Below are 14,388 nucleotides of genomic sequence, written 5' to 3'. Positions count from 1 at the left end.
GCTCCCGACTAGCTAACCAATGCGTCGAACACTGTCTTGTTGTAGATAATTCGCCCTGCTGTTGTTTTGATGTACTGCGAAATCAAATTCCCGTCTGCATCTTCACGACGACGGCAAGACTCATAGATTTTGGTCACAATGCCCTCGGCTTCTTGTTGCTCGATCAAGTCACCATTGCCACCCTCGACTTCGCCATCAAATCGCACCCAAACGTAGGAGTGCAGATCAATTTGGTTCTGTTCGTAAGCGGTGATCGCATCGTCGAGATTCGCAAAGTAGCGTCCTTCGCCCTTTGTCGCTTCTGGATTTTCTGCGGTCAAGTAGTAGCAGCCCAAGACCATATCTTGGCTAGGCGTAATGATCGGGCGACCGGTTGCAGGCGAAAGAATGTTATTCGATGCCAGCATTAAGAGGCGCGCTTCTGCCTGAGCTTCGAGCGAGAGCGGTACGTGAACCGCCATTTGGTCACCGTCAAAGTCAGCGTTGAAGGCTGGACAGACAAGCGGGTGCAGTTGAATGGCACGACCATCGACGAGGATGGGTTCAAAGGCTTGAATCCCCAGACGGTGCAGCGTCGGAGCTCGGTTCAGGAATACAGGGTGTCCTTCGATCACCTCTTCTAGAACGTCCCAAACGGTCGGATCGTTACGCTGAATCAGTTTCTTCGCGGCTTTGATGTTGTTGACTAAGCCTTGACGAATCAGGCGATGAATCACGAACGGTTGGAAAAGCTCGATCGCCATTTCTCGCGGCAGTCCACACTGATGAATTTTCAGCTTTGGCCCGACCACAATTACAGAACGACCGGAGTAGTCAACCCGTTTACCCAGCAAGTTCTGACGGAATCGACCTTGTTTCCCTTCGATAATGTCAGAGAGCGATTTCAACGGACGGTTGTTTGCCCCGACGACTGTTCGACCGCGACGACCGTTATCGATCAATGCGTCTACGGCTTCTTGCAACATCCGCTTTTCATTCCGCACGATAATCTCAGGGGCGAGGATTTCTTGCAGACGAGCCAGACGATTGTTGCGGTTGATCACGCGACGATACAGATCGTTCAAGTCAGAAGTCGCAAACCGTCCACCATCAAGTTGCACCATCGGGCGCAAGTCAGGTGGAATCACTGGAATGACATCTAACACCATCCACTCAGGCAATGAGCCTGTCGCGATGAAGTTATCTAAGACGCGCAGACGTTTGATCAATTTGGCGCGTTTCTGACCTTTGGAAACTGCAATTTCTTCGCGCAGTCTTTCAGCTTCTTCGTCCAAGTTGATGTCTTGCAGCAGTTGCTTCAGTGCTTCCGCCCCGATGCCAACTTCGATTCCGCTCAGCTGAGAATCTTCGCTGTAGAGTTCATCTTCGATCTCAATCCACTGATCTTCGGTCAGCAATTGCTTGTAGGTCAGATTGTCAGCATTACCGGGATTGAGAACAACGTAAGCGTTGAAGTAAACAATTTGCTCAACGTCGCGCAGTGGCATATCGAGCAAGATCGCCATGTAGCTTGGAATTCCTTTGAGATACCAGACGTGCGCAACAGGAGCTGCTAGTTTGATATACCCCATCCGGTGACGACGAACGCGCGACTCGGTTACTTCGACTCCGCAACGCTCACAGACAATTCCGCGATGGCGAACCCGCTTGTATTTGCCACAATGGCATTCCCAATCTTTTGCAGGTCCAAAAATCCGCTCACAAAACAAGCCGTCCATTTCAGGCTTGAGTGTACGGTAGTTGATGGTTTCTGGCTTCGTGACTTCTCCAACGACTTGCCCATTCGGTAAAGTCCGTTCTCCCCATTGGCGAATGCGTTCCGGAGATGCCAGACCGATTTTCACATAGTCAAACCGCTGTTCTATCTTTGGCATCGTGTTGTCCTTGAGTTGGTGTAGCGACAAAAATGTGTGAGGGGTACGAAGCAGAACGCTGTGAAGGCGACATCTTGCCTGGATAAGGATAGATGCTAATTTACAGCGTTCTAACTTCTAGGCTTAATCGTCGTCCTCTTCCAGCGATTCACGCGAAATCGACTCATAAGTTGGACGCGACGGCGCGCGACGGCTATTGACATCCGCCATTAAATCAACTTCCATATCTCGGCTGCTTCCATCGTCTTTGGTCTCAACCTTGTGGACTGCCACATCAAGACAGAGAGATTGCAACTCGCGCATCAAGACCTTAAAGGATTCCGGTGTTCCAGGTCGCGGAATGGCTTTACCTTTAACGATCGCATTGAGCGCTTCGTTTCGCCCTTGCATGTCGTCGGATTTCACCGTCAGCAATTCTTGCAGGGTGTACGCGGCTCCAAATGCTTCGAGCGCCCACACTTCCATTTCTCCAAATCGCTGTCCACCTTGCTGCGCTTTTCCACCCAACGGTTGCTGAGTAACGAGCGAGTACGGACCAGTCGAGCGCGCGTGGATCTTGTCGTCAACCAAGTGAACCAGTTTCAGCATGTAAGCTTTACCGATTGTGATCGGTCGATCGAAGGCTTCACCCGTTCGTCCGTCATAGACCTGAATCTTACCTGGATCGTCTGGATTGTAGAGCCAGTAACCATCTGCGGTTGCTTTGATCCGCGTGTCCTGAGCTTCCTGCAATTTGCCATGCACCGATTCACGCGATTTTTCTTCGCCGTGCATTTCATCAAATGGCACGATTTTGAATCGAGCTTCCAGACATTGAGCTGCCCAGCCTAAGAGGCATTCATAGACCTGACCCACGTTCATCCGGCTCGGTACACCGAGTGGATTCAGAACGATGTCAACGGGTGTGCCATCGGGAAGATAGGGCATATCTTCGATCGGTAAAATCCGCGAAATAATCCCTTTATTTCCATGTCGCCCCGCCATTTTGTCGCCGACTTGGATCTTCCGTTTCTGAGCGACATAAACCCGAACAACCATGTTTGCACCCGGCGGCAATTCGTCTCCTTGCTCACGAGTAAACACCCGCACGTCAACGATCCGACCTTTCTCACCGTTTGGTACACGCAAAGAGTTGTCTCTTACATCGCGCGCCTTTTCACCGAAGATCGCTCTCAGGAGTTTTTCTTCAGGAGGCTGATCAGATTCCCCTTTCGGAGTCACTTTACCGACGAGGATATCGCCCGCTTCGACATAGGCTCCAATTCGGATAATGCCGTTTTCATCCAGTTGACGCAGAGAATCTTCCCCAACGTTGGGAATTTCACGCGTGATTTCTTCCGGCCCTAACTTGGTTTGACGCGCTTCAATTTCATATTTCTCAATGTGAATTGAGGTATAAACGTCGTCGTAAACGAGGCGTTCACTAATTAGAATCGCATCCTCATAGTTGTAGCCTTCCCAAGGCATGTAGGCGACTAGGATGTTTTGACCTAGCGCTAATTCGCCTCGCTCAGTCGCAGAACCGTCTGCCAAAATTTCCCCAGCTCTCACCTTATCGCCGACAAAGACGATCGGGCGTTGGTTTAAGCAGGTATCTTGGTTCGATCGCTGATACTTCTGCATCTGGTATTCAATTTCTTTACCAGTTGCAGCATCTTTCACGCGCAGCGTTGTCGCATCGACATAAGTCACTTCACCATCAGTTCGGCTGACGACGACCATCCCAGAGTCACGCGCTGCCTGTGCTTCTAATCCAGTTCCCACTAAAGGACGTTCTGGACGCAGCAGAGGAACTGCCTGACGTTGCATGTTCGATCCCATCAATGCCCGGTTCGCGTCATCGTGTTCCAGGAATGGAATCAGCGAAGTTGCAACCGAGATGATCTGTACCGGAGAAACGGCAACATAGTCCACTTCTTCAGGTGCAGCAGTCGTAAAGTCTTGGCGATATCGAACTGCGATCGATTCTCCGATGATGTTGTTGTCTTCGTCGGTGTTGATGTCACCTGCTGCCACCCGCAGATCGTCTTCTTCGTCCGCAGTCATATAGACGGCAGGCAAGTCTTTGCGAACCCGACCGTTTTCCACCTTGTAATAAGGCGTTTCGATAAATCCGTACGGATTAACGCGTGCGTGAGTTGCAAGTGAACCAATCAGACCCGCGTTCGGGCCTTCAGGAGTCTCGATCGGGCAGATCCGTCCATAGTGCGATGGGTGAATATCACGCACCGCGAAACCTGCACGCTCACGAGTCAGGCCACCTGGACCGAGTGCGCTGATCCGGCGTTTGTGGGTCAGCTCGGCGAGAGGATTGGTTTGATCCATGAACTGCGATAGCTGCGACGAACCAAAGAACTCTTTGATTGCAGCGACCAACGGTTTCGGGTTGACCAAAGATGCAGGAGTTAATGAATCCGAATCAGAAACAGTCATCCGTTCCCGAATGATTCTTTCTAAACGGTTCAGCCCAACTCGCACCTGGTTTTGCAGCAATTCACCAACCGAACGAACGCGACGATTTCCCAAGTGGTCAATATCGTCGATCATGCCGATATCGAATTCCAGGTTGATCAGATAGTCGATCGCCGACAAAATATCCTGCGGAGTCAGAACTCTGGTCGCTTCCGGTACGTTCAGGCGCAATTTTTTGTTCAACTTATAGCGACCCACTTTGCCCAAGTCGTAGCGTTTGGGGTCAAAGAATCTCGACTCTAAAAGTTGTGCTCCACCTGAAACGGTCGGAGGCTCACCCGGACGCAATTTCCGGTAAAGCTCCATCAACGCTTCTTCTTCGCCGTACTGACCTTCTTTCTCGATCGTTTTCTGGAAATACTCCGGATGTCTCAGCGAATCAAAAATCTCGTTATCGGTCAGACCCAACGCTTTGAGGAGCACTTGCGCCGACAATTTCCGAGTTTTATCGATCCGTACCCAAACCAAGTCGTTCTTATCGGTTTCAAACTTCAACCATGCGCCTCGGTTGGGAATCAGACTCGCATTGTAAGTCCGACGACCATTCTTATCGGTTTCCGACTTGTAATATACGCCAGGACTACGAACGATCTGATTGACGATCACACGTTCCGCACCGTTGATGATGAACGTTCCGCGATCGGTCATCAGCGGCAAGTCACCAATAAACACTTCCTGTTCTTTGATTTCCCCAGTCTCTTTGTTGATGAGGCGAGTGGGGACATACATCTGAACGGCGTAAGTGCTGTCTCGACGCTTAGCTTCATCGACATCATACTTCGGACGTTTCAGTTTGAAGTTTTTGCCGATAAAATGAAGTTCTAGCTTCCCGGTGTAATCAGTAATCGGTGAAAAGCTGTCGAGTTCTTCGATAAGCCCTTCTTCGAGAAACCAACGGAAGCTTGCCCGCTGGATTTCAACTAAATCCGGTAGTACGAAGGCGGGAGTGGTATAGGTCTGCTGCTCAGTCATGCGTCTCCTCTGCAGGGTCGCGCTGCGATCGCGAATCCCAGATTTTACGGTAATTGCAAAAATATGTCAATGCAAAAAGTTTGGGCTTCTAAAGAACCCCAAAACAACGGAATATTAGATTGTTGGACGTTGAGAAACGGGTGAGTTAGCCAGTTAAGCCTCCAAGGTTGCCAATGAAGGTGGAACGAAAAAGGTGAGCCGCGTAGCCTTGATTCGTTGGCGGTGCGAAAAGCTCATAGAATTCAACCCCGAAAAGCTGAATTCAACAAGTCAATGAAAATTAGCCTAGTAATTTTCGCACTCTTCTCATTATGGCGCAAGTTTTTCATTTTGTGCCTTGACGATTCGAGGAACTTGTGAGATGCAGGCTTAGCGGATGCGGCTGAAACTGCATACCTCCCACGTCGATTAGAGATCGCTGCTCAATTCGGAGCAAGCGATTCAGAAATCGTCAGCCCGAACAGTCGGCAAGCATTTTCTGTCGTCTGTTTTGCAAGCTGCTCGATCGAAACGTCACGGAGCGCTGCGACGTGTTGAGCCACGTACTGAACATAGGATGGTTCATTCCGCCGCTCCCCCCGTTTTGGAACCGGAGCCAAAAACGGACAGTCGGTTTCGACTAAGATGCGATCGCTCGGAACAAGTTTGGCGGATTCATGGATTTGCTTCGCGTTCTTAAACGTAACCGTACCGCTGAAGCTGACATAAAAGCCTAAATCCAGAAACCACTGAGTTTCTGCTGGAGTCCCGCCCCAGCAGTGCATCACGCCTTTGACTTGTCCTTGCTCGTGCCAAAAGTCTTGCACCACTTCTGCCATCGTTTCAGCCGCGTCTCGACAGTGAATAATCACGGGCAGATCTAACTGCTTCGCGATCGCTAACTGTGTCCGAAATGCTGCAATCTGCTCAGATCGATTTTCTGCTTTGAAAAAATCTAGCCCGGTTTCCCCGATCGCCACAACCCGCGAATCCGATTGCGCCAGGGTGAGAATTTCCTGTTCTGAATTCGCCGACCATAACTCCTCGACATCGAGCGGATGAAGACCGACCGCAAACGAGAGTTCGGGGAAACGATTTGCTAGATTCTGAATTTGCGGAAATTCCGACGGTTCCACGCAGGAATGGACTAATCGAACCACGCCTGCTTCACGCCAACGCTCAGCGATCGCATCCAAGTCAGGCTCGAATGCGTCGAAATTAATATGAACGTGAGTATCGATCAGTTGCATTCAGAGATGAATTACGAAGCGACTGCGGTCTTTTGCTTCAGCACGCGGCTCAGCCGAGCTTTACGACGTGCGCCAGTGTTGCGATGGAGAACTCCGCGTTTTACAGCCTTATCAATCTTGCTGTAAGCTGCCGACATTGCCTCATCGACTGCTTTCTTAGCTTCCGAATCTGACGGATTTGCGGCAAGCTGATCGACAGCCGCAAAATACTTCTTCATCAGGGTTTTTACCGCTGATTTATAGGATTTATTACGCAGGCGATTACGCTCTGCAACTTGGACGCGCTTCTTAGCAGATTTAATGTTTGCCACGGTGAGTCTTAGAAAGCTTGTTCTAGATGGACAGAAAAATAGTCAGATAAAATACTATAACATCAGGATCGCTCGATCTGTGTATTCCTTCAGAAATCCAGGTTAAGCTAGATAAAGAAACGACAAACGCTCCCCAATTCGGGTCAAGACCGTTAGAATCGTTCAAGCCCTGCATATCTCGGACGGGTTCTTTTAGAGACTGACACTTCCTAACTCCATGCTGCGAATCATTACTCAGTGGTCTGAGGCAACATCTGAACTGCGACGCATTTGCGATCGCACTCATGACGATCAAGTTGTACATAAAGAAGCGACAGTCCGGGAGGTACTGCAAGCTGTCAAACGTCAAGGTGATCGTGCGCTTTTGGCATATACCTTAGAGTTTGACCAACAAGAATTGGCTCCTGAAGAATTAAAAGTTAGCCCCCTAGAACTTGAAGCTGCTTATAGCCAAGTCTCTGGTGAGCTGATTGATGCAATTCGCCTTGCCCGCAAACAAATCGAAGCCTTTCACCGTCAGCGTGTGCCGAAAAGCTGGGTGCATTTTGGCGACGATGATGTTGTTCTGGGGAAACGCTACACTCCGGTCGATCGCGCTGGGCTGTATGTTCCAGGCGGAAAAGCGTCGTATCCGAGTACGGTTTTGATGAATGCGGTTCCCGCGATCGTGGCGCAAGTGCCCAAGATCGTCATGGTGACTCCTCCTGGAAAAGATAAAGCTATCAATCCAGCTGTTCTAGTTGCGGCTCAAGAAGCAGGAGTGACAGATATCTACCGGGTGGGCGGAGCGCAAGCCGTTGGTGCGTTAGCGTATGGCACGGAGACGATTCCGAAAGTAGACGTAATCACAGGCCCAGGCAATATTTATGTGACCTTAGCAAAAAAATTAGTTTACGGAACCGTTGGCATCGATTCTCTAGCAGGGCCGTCTGAAGTGTTGATCATTGCCGATCACACCGCAAATCCGACTCATGTGGCAGCGGATATGCTGGCGCAGGCGGAACATGATGCAATGGCAGCCTCGATTCTGATTACAACCGATGCGATTTTGGCGCGCAAGGTTGTGGATGAAGTTGAGCAGCAGTTAGTCGATCATCCGCGTCGAACCTTGACCGAAAAAGCGATCGCGCATTACGGCTTGATTATCGTTGTAGAAACCTTAGAAGCGGCAGCCGAGCTTTCTAACGAGTTCGCGCCAGAACATTTAGAACTCGAAGTCGCTGATCCTTGGGAGTTGATGCAAAATATCCGTCATGCTGGAGCGATTTTCTTAGGAGATTCGACTCCTGAGGCAGTCGGAGATTATTTGGCAGGACCTAATCACACATTGCCAACGTCTGGATCGGCTCGATATGCTTCGCCGCTGGGTGTGGAAACGTTTTTGAAACACTCAAGTGTGATTCAGTATTCGCCGATCGCGCTGCAAAAGGTTGCGAGTGCAGTCGATATCTTAGCGACGGCTGAGGGCTTACACTCTCATGCAAACTCGATCCGAGTTCGCAAAGATTCGCTGCTCAATCCTGAACCGTAGAAATACTCGATTGAAGATTAAGGGATTCCGGTAGTTTTTAGAACTCTAAAGATAGAGCGCTACAGTCAAAGTGTGGCGCTCTATGGGAGGCAGACCTGATGCTAAATACGGTATTAGTCGCGATCGATGTCGCAGAGTCTTCTGCGAGACAGGTGCTCAATACAGTTGAGGAGTTGAAACTCGAACCGCGCTCAAAAGTTGTGTTGTCGCATGTCGTGCCAACGAATCAATCTGAAGTGGATATCGTCGTCGATCGACCGAGCGCTGATTTAGAAAGCTTTCCCTACGCTGAAATTGAAAAGCAGTTACAAACCTATCAACACTCGCTGGCTTGTAAGAGCGAAGTTGAAATTGTCACGGGTGATCCTGCCGAAGAAATTTTGAGGCTCGCAAAGATCCATCACGCGGATCTGATTGTGCTGGGAAGTCGAGGTTTGACTGGGATGAAGCGAATTTTGCTTGGCTCTGTTAGCAGTCAGATTGTAGAAGATGCACCGTGTTCTGTCTTAGTGGTGAAACCAAAATAGGCGGATCGCGAACTTGCCCATTTTTGGTTCAATCACTCTACGATTCGATTTTGCGATTTCAACCGATTGCGCTAACCCAGACATTTGCAATTCAGTACAACAATAAACCTCGCTCAAAGTTGCGATTCGTGAGCGAGGTTTTTGCATTCAACTAAGCCATCACCATGCCACCATCTACATTCATGACTTGTCCGGTGATATAGGCAGCCGCGGGAGACGCTGCCAAAAAGCGAATCAGTCCTGCCACTTCTTCGGGTTTGCCATACCGATTGAGCGGGATGAATTTGAGAATTTCATCCGCTTTCAGATCATGCGTCATATCGGTCTCAATAAATCCAGGGGCAACTGCATTGACAGTAATTCCGCGACTTGCCAACTCTTTCGCAACGGTTTTTGTAAATCCAATGACACCCGCTTTGGCTGCACTGTAATTGGCTTGACCTGGGTTGCCCATTTGCCCAGCGACAGAAGTAATATTCACAATTCTGCCGCTCCGCTGTTTCAGCATAATTTTGCTCACGGCTCTTGTACAGAGAAATACGCCCGTCAAATTCAAATCGATGACGGCTTGCCACTCTTCAGGCTTCATTCTTAGCAGCAGCGTGTCGCGTGTAATGCCTGCATTATTCACTAAGACATCAATTCTGCCGTATTTTTCCATGGTGGAATTGATTAAGGCATCGACTTGATCTGCTTTCGACACGTCGGCTTGCAGCGCGATCGCACTTCCGCCGTTTCCAACAATTTCTGCTACCACTGCATCTGCTGCACCACTAGAACTCGCGTAATTCACAACGACTGTTGCGCCTTCTTCTGCCAATGCCAATGCGGTCGCCCGTCCGATTCCTCGTGATGCGCCCGTGACGATCGCGACTTTTCCTTGCAGTTCCATGAGGTCTAATCCGATGTAAATATGCGAATCTGATCATATCGAGAAGCGGGAATCGCAGATCAGTGAATCTGCCAGGACTGATCCCGGATAGCTTGAAAATTTGGTGAAAAGATGATTAACTCGCAGAAGCTAGATGGTCTTTTCCCCTCATTGAGGAGTAGGATGGCTTCTATTGCGATCTCTCAATTTGTATCGATCGCTCTCTTGCAGTTTTACACTCACCTATGACCAGAGAACGCGGCATTCCTAATCGTCGGAACCGTAAGTCATCGCCGTCTCACCGAAGCGTGGCAGCTTCTTCGCGATCGACCCAAGCGGTTCAAGAACTCCCTTCCCCGAAAGAGTCTCCGACTAAGTTGGCTGCTGTGCTCGATCGCCTCAATCAAGCGCGAACCTGGCTATTTAGTGATTGGCGGGCAATGATCGCATTGTCACTCGCAATCACAGGGGGCACAACTGCGCTCTCGCTCGCATTTTTGTTCAAGCTTCCTGCCGTTCCCAATTGTCCTTCGATTTTCTGGCCGCTCGCTTCAGCTTCTCTAAGACTCCATTGTGCTCAGCTCGCAGCAAATAAGCGGACTCCAAATGATCTATTAGAAGCGATCGAGCTTGTCAAAAATCTTCCCTCCGATCATCCGCTTTATGCAGAAGCGACTCGGTTGATTGAAGCTTGGGCACAAGAGATTTTGGACTTGAGTGAAGAGTCATTCCAAGCTGGAAAACTCGATGCTGCCATTAAAACAGCAAGAAGGGTTCCAAGAGTTGGGACTGCCCATACTCAAGTCGAAGAGCGAATTAAAAAATGGCAGAGTATTTGGTCATCTGCTGAAACGCTTTACCGCAAAGCTGAAGAAGCGCTACGGCAGCAAAATTGGCGGTTAGCAATGACAGAAGCAGGACGGTTATTGTCGATCGACAATACCTTCTGGCAAACTACAAAATACCAAGAGATTAGCGGCATCATTGCTGCAACCCGCGACGACATCAGCAAGATTACGAAAGCAAAAAGTTTGATCGAGTCCGGCGGGATACAGAATTTTCAAGAAGCAATCAAACTGCTGGCTAGCATCAACAATAAGAGCTATGTCTACCAAGGTGCGCAGGAAACCCTAGTCGATGCTGGGAAGAAGATGTTGGCGTTAGCTGATGCAGCACTCGATCGTAGAGACACAACGGCTGCATTAGACATTATTCGGCAGATTCCAGAAGCTGCAAATTTGAAGCAAGAGATCGAAGACTACGAAACATTAGCAAGTGCGATCAATCGAATCGGCAATGGGTTGCCCGAAGACTATGATGCCGCGACCGCCCAAGCGCAGAAAATTGGTGCAGATCGTCCGACTTTTGGAAAAGCGCAGCGGTTAATTGCGCGTTGGCAAGCAGAAAAAGGAGATATGGCGCAATTGAATCGAGCACAGCAGCTTGCGCAATCCAACCGACCTGAAGATTTGCAAGCGGCGATTGACGCTGCATCTCAGGTTTCTAGTTCTAATCCGAAGTCTCGGGAAGCTCGCCAGTTGATCCAGCGAATTACCAGCGAGATGCAAGATCAAGAGGATCGTCCCCTCATTCAGCAAGCAGAGCAGATTGCGAGTCGAGGCGATGCAGGATCGTTGCAACAAGCGATCGATTTGCTGGGTCGCATTTCTTCCCGGCGATCGCTCGGTGCAGAAGCAGCCGATAAACGCGGTCAGTATGCTCAGCAACTTCAAGCCATTCGCGATCGCGAACAGGAGTTGGCTCAACCTGTGTCTAGTCCTGTCCCTGATTCAGCAACTCCGCTACAGGGTGGGGATGCTGTACTCACGTTGCAGAAAGCAAGAGCGGCGGCGAATGGTGGTACGGTTGATTCGGTCACAGAAGGAATTCAGATTGCAGATACTGTACCCATAGCTAGCCCACTCCGCCCAGAAGCTCAGACGTTGATGAATGATCTGAGTCAGCAATTGCTGCAAACGGCAATGTCACAAGCGAGTGTAGATCCGGTGGGCGCGATCGCGATCGCTCAAAGAATTCCACTCGGCACGAATGCTTACGACCAGGCACAGTCGTTGATTCCTTTATGGCAACGCAGCTTAAGAAGATAGCCTGTTCTAAGATGTGAGAGTCTGACTTTGCAGGATGAAAAGATGAAGGAGCATTTTGCAGGATGATGGAAGAATACTCCCTGCTCTCTATCTCCCGCACTGCTTTGGGATTTCGATATGTCTGAATTTTGGAATACGGTTCTCTCTTTTGCTCAGCAAATCACCACAGAAGTTGGTGAACAATTGCTCAAGGATTTTGGACAAGCTCAGGCAGCCGAAAAAGCCGATGGCAGTTTGGTGACACAATCGGATCAATGGGCGGATGAACGGATTCGGAGCGCGATCGCTCAAGCTTTTCCTGATCACGGGGTTTTGAGTGAAGAAGTCGAGCATATTTTTCCCGATCGAGAATGGTGCTGGATTATTGATCCAGTCGATGGCACAACGAATTTTGCACGAGGATTGCCGCTATGGGGAATCTCGATCGGATTGCTTTATCAGGGCACTCCGGTTTTTGGATTGGTACATTTGCCCCCATTGGGGCAGTCTTTTTATGGATATTGGCAGGGTGAATCAGGGCTAGAGATGCCGTCGGGGGCTTTTCTCAATGGCAAACCGATTCGATCGAGCCAAGAAGCTTTAACGAAAAATCACTTTTTTAATCTCTGTGCAAGAAGTACTTCGGTTTTGCAGCAGCCGTTTCCTGCGAAAATTCGGATGTTGGGAGTAGCGACTTACAATTTGCTGACCGTTGCGGCGGGGTCAACAATGGGCGGAGTTGAGGCGACTCCAAAAATTTGGGATATTGCAGCAGTTTGGGCGATCGTGCAAGCATCAGGAGCCGTTTGGTATCCCCTAGAGTTAACCCCGATTTTTCCGTTAGAGGTTGGGGAAGATTATGGAGCACGATCGTATCCCACGTTAGTCGTGAGTCGCAAAGAGTTGATCGAGGTTTTTGAGCCGTTGGTTCGGGCGATCGGTAAATTTAAATAGCGGTGATTTGAACAATCTACAAGCCTTCAACGCTTCATGGTTCTTTCAATGATTGGATGGTGAACTCAGAAGTCTTGAAGTTTTCGGACTAATTTGACTGAATAACAGTCACGATCGACGTTCCAATCCCCAATTTCAAATAGCTCTGAGCATTGCCATGATTCATCGCAATTTCAACCCAACCGTGACTTCCAATCAGTCCGATGATCTCGCCAACTTTCGCATCGGCATAGGTTGTATGACCTGCATAAATCGATTGATGAATCTGAACTGACCAAGAGCAATTGAAAAACCTTTCCCCCGGAATATTGGTGATCAAATTGCCGAAATGATCGATCGCCTGAATTACTCCTTGAATGCCGTTCTCGGTTGCGATCGCATCAGGAATTGGCAATTTGATGATCGAATTCAAATCAATTTCATCCCCTAACTCTTTCAAGGGAACGCCACTTGCAAGGTGTGCTCCAACCGGGGCAAAGATATCGCGCCCGTGGAATGTTGCGCTGGGAGTTTGCGATCGCCAATATTTTCGATTCGTTAACTCGACCGCTGCCACTGCATGTTCTAAGATGCCGCTCACCAAACCATTATCTGGCGCAACCACAAATCCAGCTTTCAGCTGCACTGCGATCGCTCTGCGCGAACTGCCTACGCTTGGATCAACCACGACAACATGAACTGTTCCGTCCGGAAAATACGGATAGGCAGTCATAAGTTGAAAACGGGCAGAAGTAATATCTTGCGGAGGAATTTTATGCGTAAGGTCGATAGTTTGCAGCCTTGGATTAATTTGAGCGATCGTACCTTTCATCACTCCGACATAAGCATCACTTAATCCAAAGTCTGTCATCAGGGTAACAATCATCTGTTTTGTCAAAAAACTACATCTTAAGTATGAATTTTTAGTAGCATAAGCTACCGTTTTAATTTGCCAATGCTAATATCAAATCATGGTGATAAGAAAAACTAACCTCTAGGAACCCTACATATGAATAGAAATCGTCTTCACGCAGCCGAAGTTACCCGCGTTCACCGCGAAAACTTACAACGAAATCTACAACGCCGCATGGAAGCAGCAAGAGCACGTGGCGATCAAGCTCTGCTGCGGATGTTGGAAGCAGAAGCAAGTTATCTGAGATAAAGTGTCTCCCTCATCTCTCATTGTAGGATCTCAAATATGCGCGGCTAAGCCGCGCTTTTTTAATGGTGAATTTTGGATTGAGGAAGGACGGCTTCAGCAATCGTCCTGTCCCTATCAATTCTGCAATTCAAAATCCACCTTAATATAAGAGAACTCAATTCAACTGATCGTGAGATCTGGGCTTGGGTTTCGCTGAACTCGCAGAAATTTTAGAATTGCACGTTGAGCAGAGCCGCAACCTGGCTGATGATTCATCTCGGACGACGCGTGCCGAAGTCGAGCGTAAACCATACAGAGTCAAGCAGTGAGATGTATTCATCTGCCGATAAATGTCCGGAGTGGCAACACGCCTCTAAAGCTTGTGCGATCGCATTAAAGAGCGATTCAGTCAGTTCTAATTCGTTCGGTTCATTCATTGC

At 49.1% G+C, this 14,388-nt stretch carries 12 protein-coding genes; 5 read left to right on the top strand and 7 right to left on the bottom strand.

All coding sequences use genetic code 11. The features are described from left to right. Positions 1-8: 8 nt before the first annotated feature. From OU814_RS22550 to rpsT, 4 genes are all read right to left on the bottom strand, one after another. A complete protein-coding gene (locus tag OU814_RS22550; RefSeq protein ID WP_017291367.1) occupies positions 9-1,874 on the bottom strand; it encodes a DNA-directed RNA polymerase subunit gamma in 1,866 nt (621 codons plus the stop codon). 123 nt (positions 1,875-1,997) lie between these two features. After that, entirely contained in the window at positions 1,998-5,318 is a 3,321-nt protein-coding gene (rpoB, locus tag OU814_RS22545) for a DNA-directed RNA polymerase subunit beta (protein WP_017291368.1), read from the bottom strand. Positions 5,319-5,740: 422 nt separating this feature from the next. Then, positions 5,741-6,547, bottom strand: coding sequence for a TatD family hydrolase (locus OU814_RS22540; protein WP_268242162.1), 807 nt, complete (start codon positions 6,545-6,547; stop codon positions 5,741-5,743). 11 nt (positions 6,548-6,558) lie between these two features. Continuing rightward, entirely contained in the window at positions 6,559-6,858 is a 300-nt protein-coding gene (rpsT, locus tag OU814_RS22535) for a 30S ribosomal protein S20 (RefSeq protein ID WP_017291370.1), read from the bottom strand. Positions 6,859-7,075: 217 nt separating this feature from the next. On the opposite strand from rpsT, the gene hisD reads away from it, so the two are divergent. Next, entirely contained in the window at positions 7,076-8,389 is a 1,314-nt protein-coding gene (gene hisD / locus OU814_RS22530; RefSeq protein ID WP_017291371.1) for a histidinol dehydrogenase, read from the top strand. Between the two features lie 98 nt (positions 8,390-8,487). After that, positions 8,488-8,916 carry a universal stress protein gene (locus OU814_RS22525; protein ID WP_017291372.1) on the top strand — a complete coding sequence of 143 codons (429 nt, stop codon included), beginning with the start codon at positions 8,488-8,490 and terminating at the stop codon, positions 8,914-8,916. 151 nt (positions 8,917-9,067) lie between these two features. Here the strand turns inward: OU814_RS22525 and fabG are convergent, their stop codons facing one another. Further along, on the bottom strand, positions 9,068-9,808 hold the full coding sequence (gene fabG / locus OU814_RS22520) for a 3-oxoacyl-[acyl-carrier-protein] reductase (RefSeq protein WP_268242161.1): 741 nt from the start codon (positions 9,806-9,808) through the stop codon (positions 9,068-9,070). Between the two features lie 224 nt (positions 9,809-10,032). On the opposite strand from fabG, the gene OU814_RS22515 reads away from it, so the two are divergent. Together OU814_RS22515 and OU814_RS22510 are read left to right on the top strand one after the other, a co-directional pair. Next, positions 10,033-11,895 (top strand): hypothetical protein, encoded by a 1,863-nt coding sequence (locus OU814_RS22515; protein WP_268242160.1) that lies wholly within the window; start codon positions 10,033-10,035, stop codon positions 11,893-11,895. 117 nt (positions 11,896-12,012) lie between these two features. Next, a complete protein-coding gene (locus tag OU814_RS22510) occupies positions 12,013-12,828 on the top strand; it encodes an inositol monophosphatase family protein (protein WP_268242159.1) in 816 nt (271 codons plus the stop codon). An 88-nt stretch (positions 12,829-12,916) separates the two neighbouring features. On the opposite strand, the gene OU814_RS22505 is transcribed toward OU814_RS22510, so the two are convergent. Next, positions 12,917-13,693 (bottom strand): SAM hydrolase/SAM-dependent halogenase family protein, encoded by a 777-nt coding sequence (locus OU814_RS22505; RefSeq protein WP_268242158.1) that lies wholly within the window; start codon positions 13,691-13,693, stop codon positions 12,917-12,919. A 123-nt stretch (positions 13,694-13,816) separates the two neighbouring features. Between OU814_RS22505 and pirA the strand changes: the two genes are divergently transcribed. Next, on the top strand, positions 13,817-13,969 hold the full coding sequence (pirA, locus tag OU814_RS22500; RefSeq protein ID WP_017291378.1) for an arginine synthesis PII-interacting regulator PirA: 153 nt from the start codon (positions 13,817-13,819) through the stop codon (positions 13,967-13,969). 251 nt (positions 13,970-14,220) lie between these two features. On the opposite strand, the gene OU814_RS22495 is transcribed toward pirA, so the two are convergent. Then, positions 14,221-14,385 (bottom strand): hypothetical protein, encoded by a 165-nt coding sequence (locus tag OU814_RS22495; RefSeq protein WP_154660841.1) that lies wholly within the window; start codon positions 14,383-14,385, stop codon positions 14,221-14,223. Positions 14,386-14,388: the final 3 nt, after the last annotated feature.

The organism is Leptolyngbya sp. GGD (assembly GCF_026735145.1).
GTDB classification, from domain to species: domain Bacteria; phylum Cyanobacteriota; class Cyanobacteriia; order Leptolyngbyales; family Leptolyngbyaceae; genus Leptolyngbya; species Leptolyngbya boryana.
The sequence above is the reverse complement of the archived record's forward strand: the minus strand, read 5'-3'. Positions and strand labels throughout refer to the sequence as shown.

What these genes read in the sequence shown, in the direction of transcription:
- OU814_RS22550 (WP_017291367.1), bottom strand. Translation starts at nt 1,874, where the DNA reads ATGCCAAAGATAGAACAGCGGTTTGACTATGTGAAAATCGGTCTGGCA.
- OU814_RS22495 (WP_154660841.1), bottom strand. Translation starts at nt 14,385, where the DNA reads ATGAATGAACCGAACGAATTAGAACTGACTGAATCGCTCTTTAATGCG.
- OU814_RS22505 (WP_268242158.1), bottom strand. Translation starts at nt 13,693, where the DNA reads ATGATTGTTACCCTGATGACAGACTTTGGATTAAGTGATGCTTATGTC.
- hisD (WP_017291371.1), top strand. Translation starts at nt 7,076, where the DNA reads ATGCTGCGAATCATTACTCAGTGGTCTGAGGCAACATCTGAACTGCGA.
- OU814_RS22515 (WP_268242160.1), top strand. Translation starts at nt 10,033, where the DNA reads ATGACCAGAGAACGCGGCATTCCTAATCGTCGGAACCGTAAGTCATCG.
- rpoB (WP_017291368.1), bottom strand. Translation starts at nt 5,318, where the DNA reads ATGACTGAGCAGCAGACCTATACCACTCCCGCCTTCGTACTACCGGAT.
- fabG (WP_268242161.1), bottom strand. Translation starts at nt 9,808, where the DNA reads ATGGAACTGCAAGGAAAAGTCGCGATCGTCACGGGCGCATCACGAGGA.
- OU814_RS22525 (WP_017291372.1), top strand. Translation starts at nt 8,488, where the DNA reads ATGCTAAATACGGTATTAGTCGCGATCGATGTCGCAGAGTCTTCTGCG.
- OU814_RS22510 (WP_268242159.1), top strand. Translation starts at nt 12,013, where the DNA reads ATGTCTGAATTTTGGAATACGGTTCTCTCTTTTGCTCAGCAAATCACC.
- OU814_RS22540 (WP_268242162.1), bottom strand. Translation starts at nt 6,547, where the DNA reads ATGCAACTGATCGATACTCACGTTCATATTAATTTCGACGCATTCGAG.
- pirA (WP_017291378.1), top strand. Translation starts at nt 13,817, where the DNA reads ATGAATAGAAATCGTCTTCACGCAGCCGAAGTTACCCGCGTTCACCGC.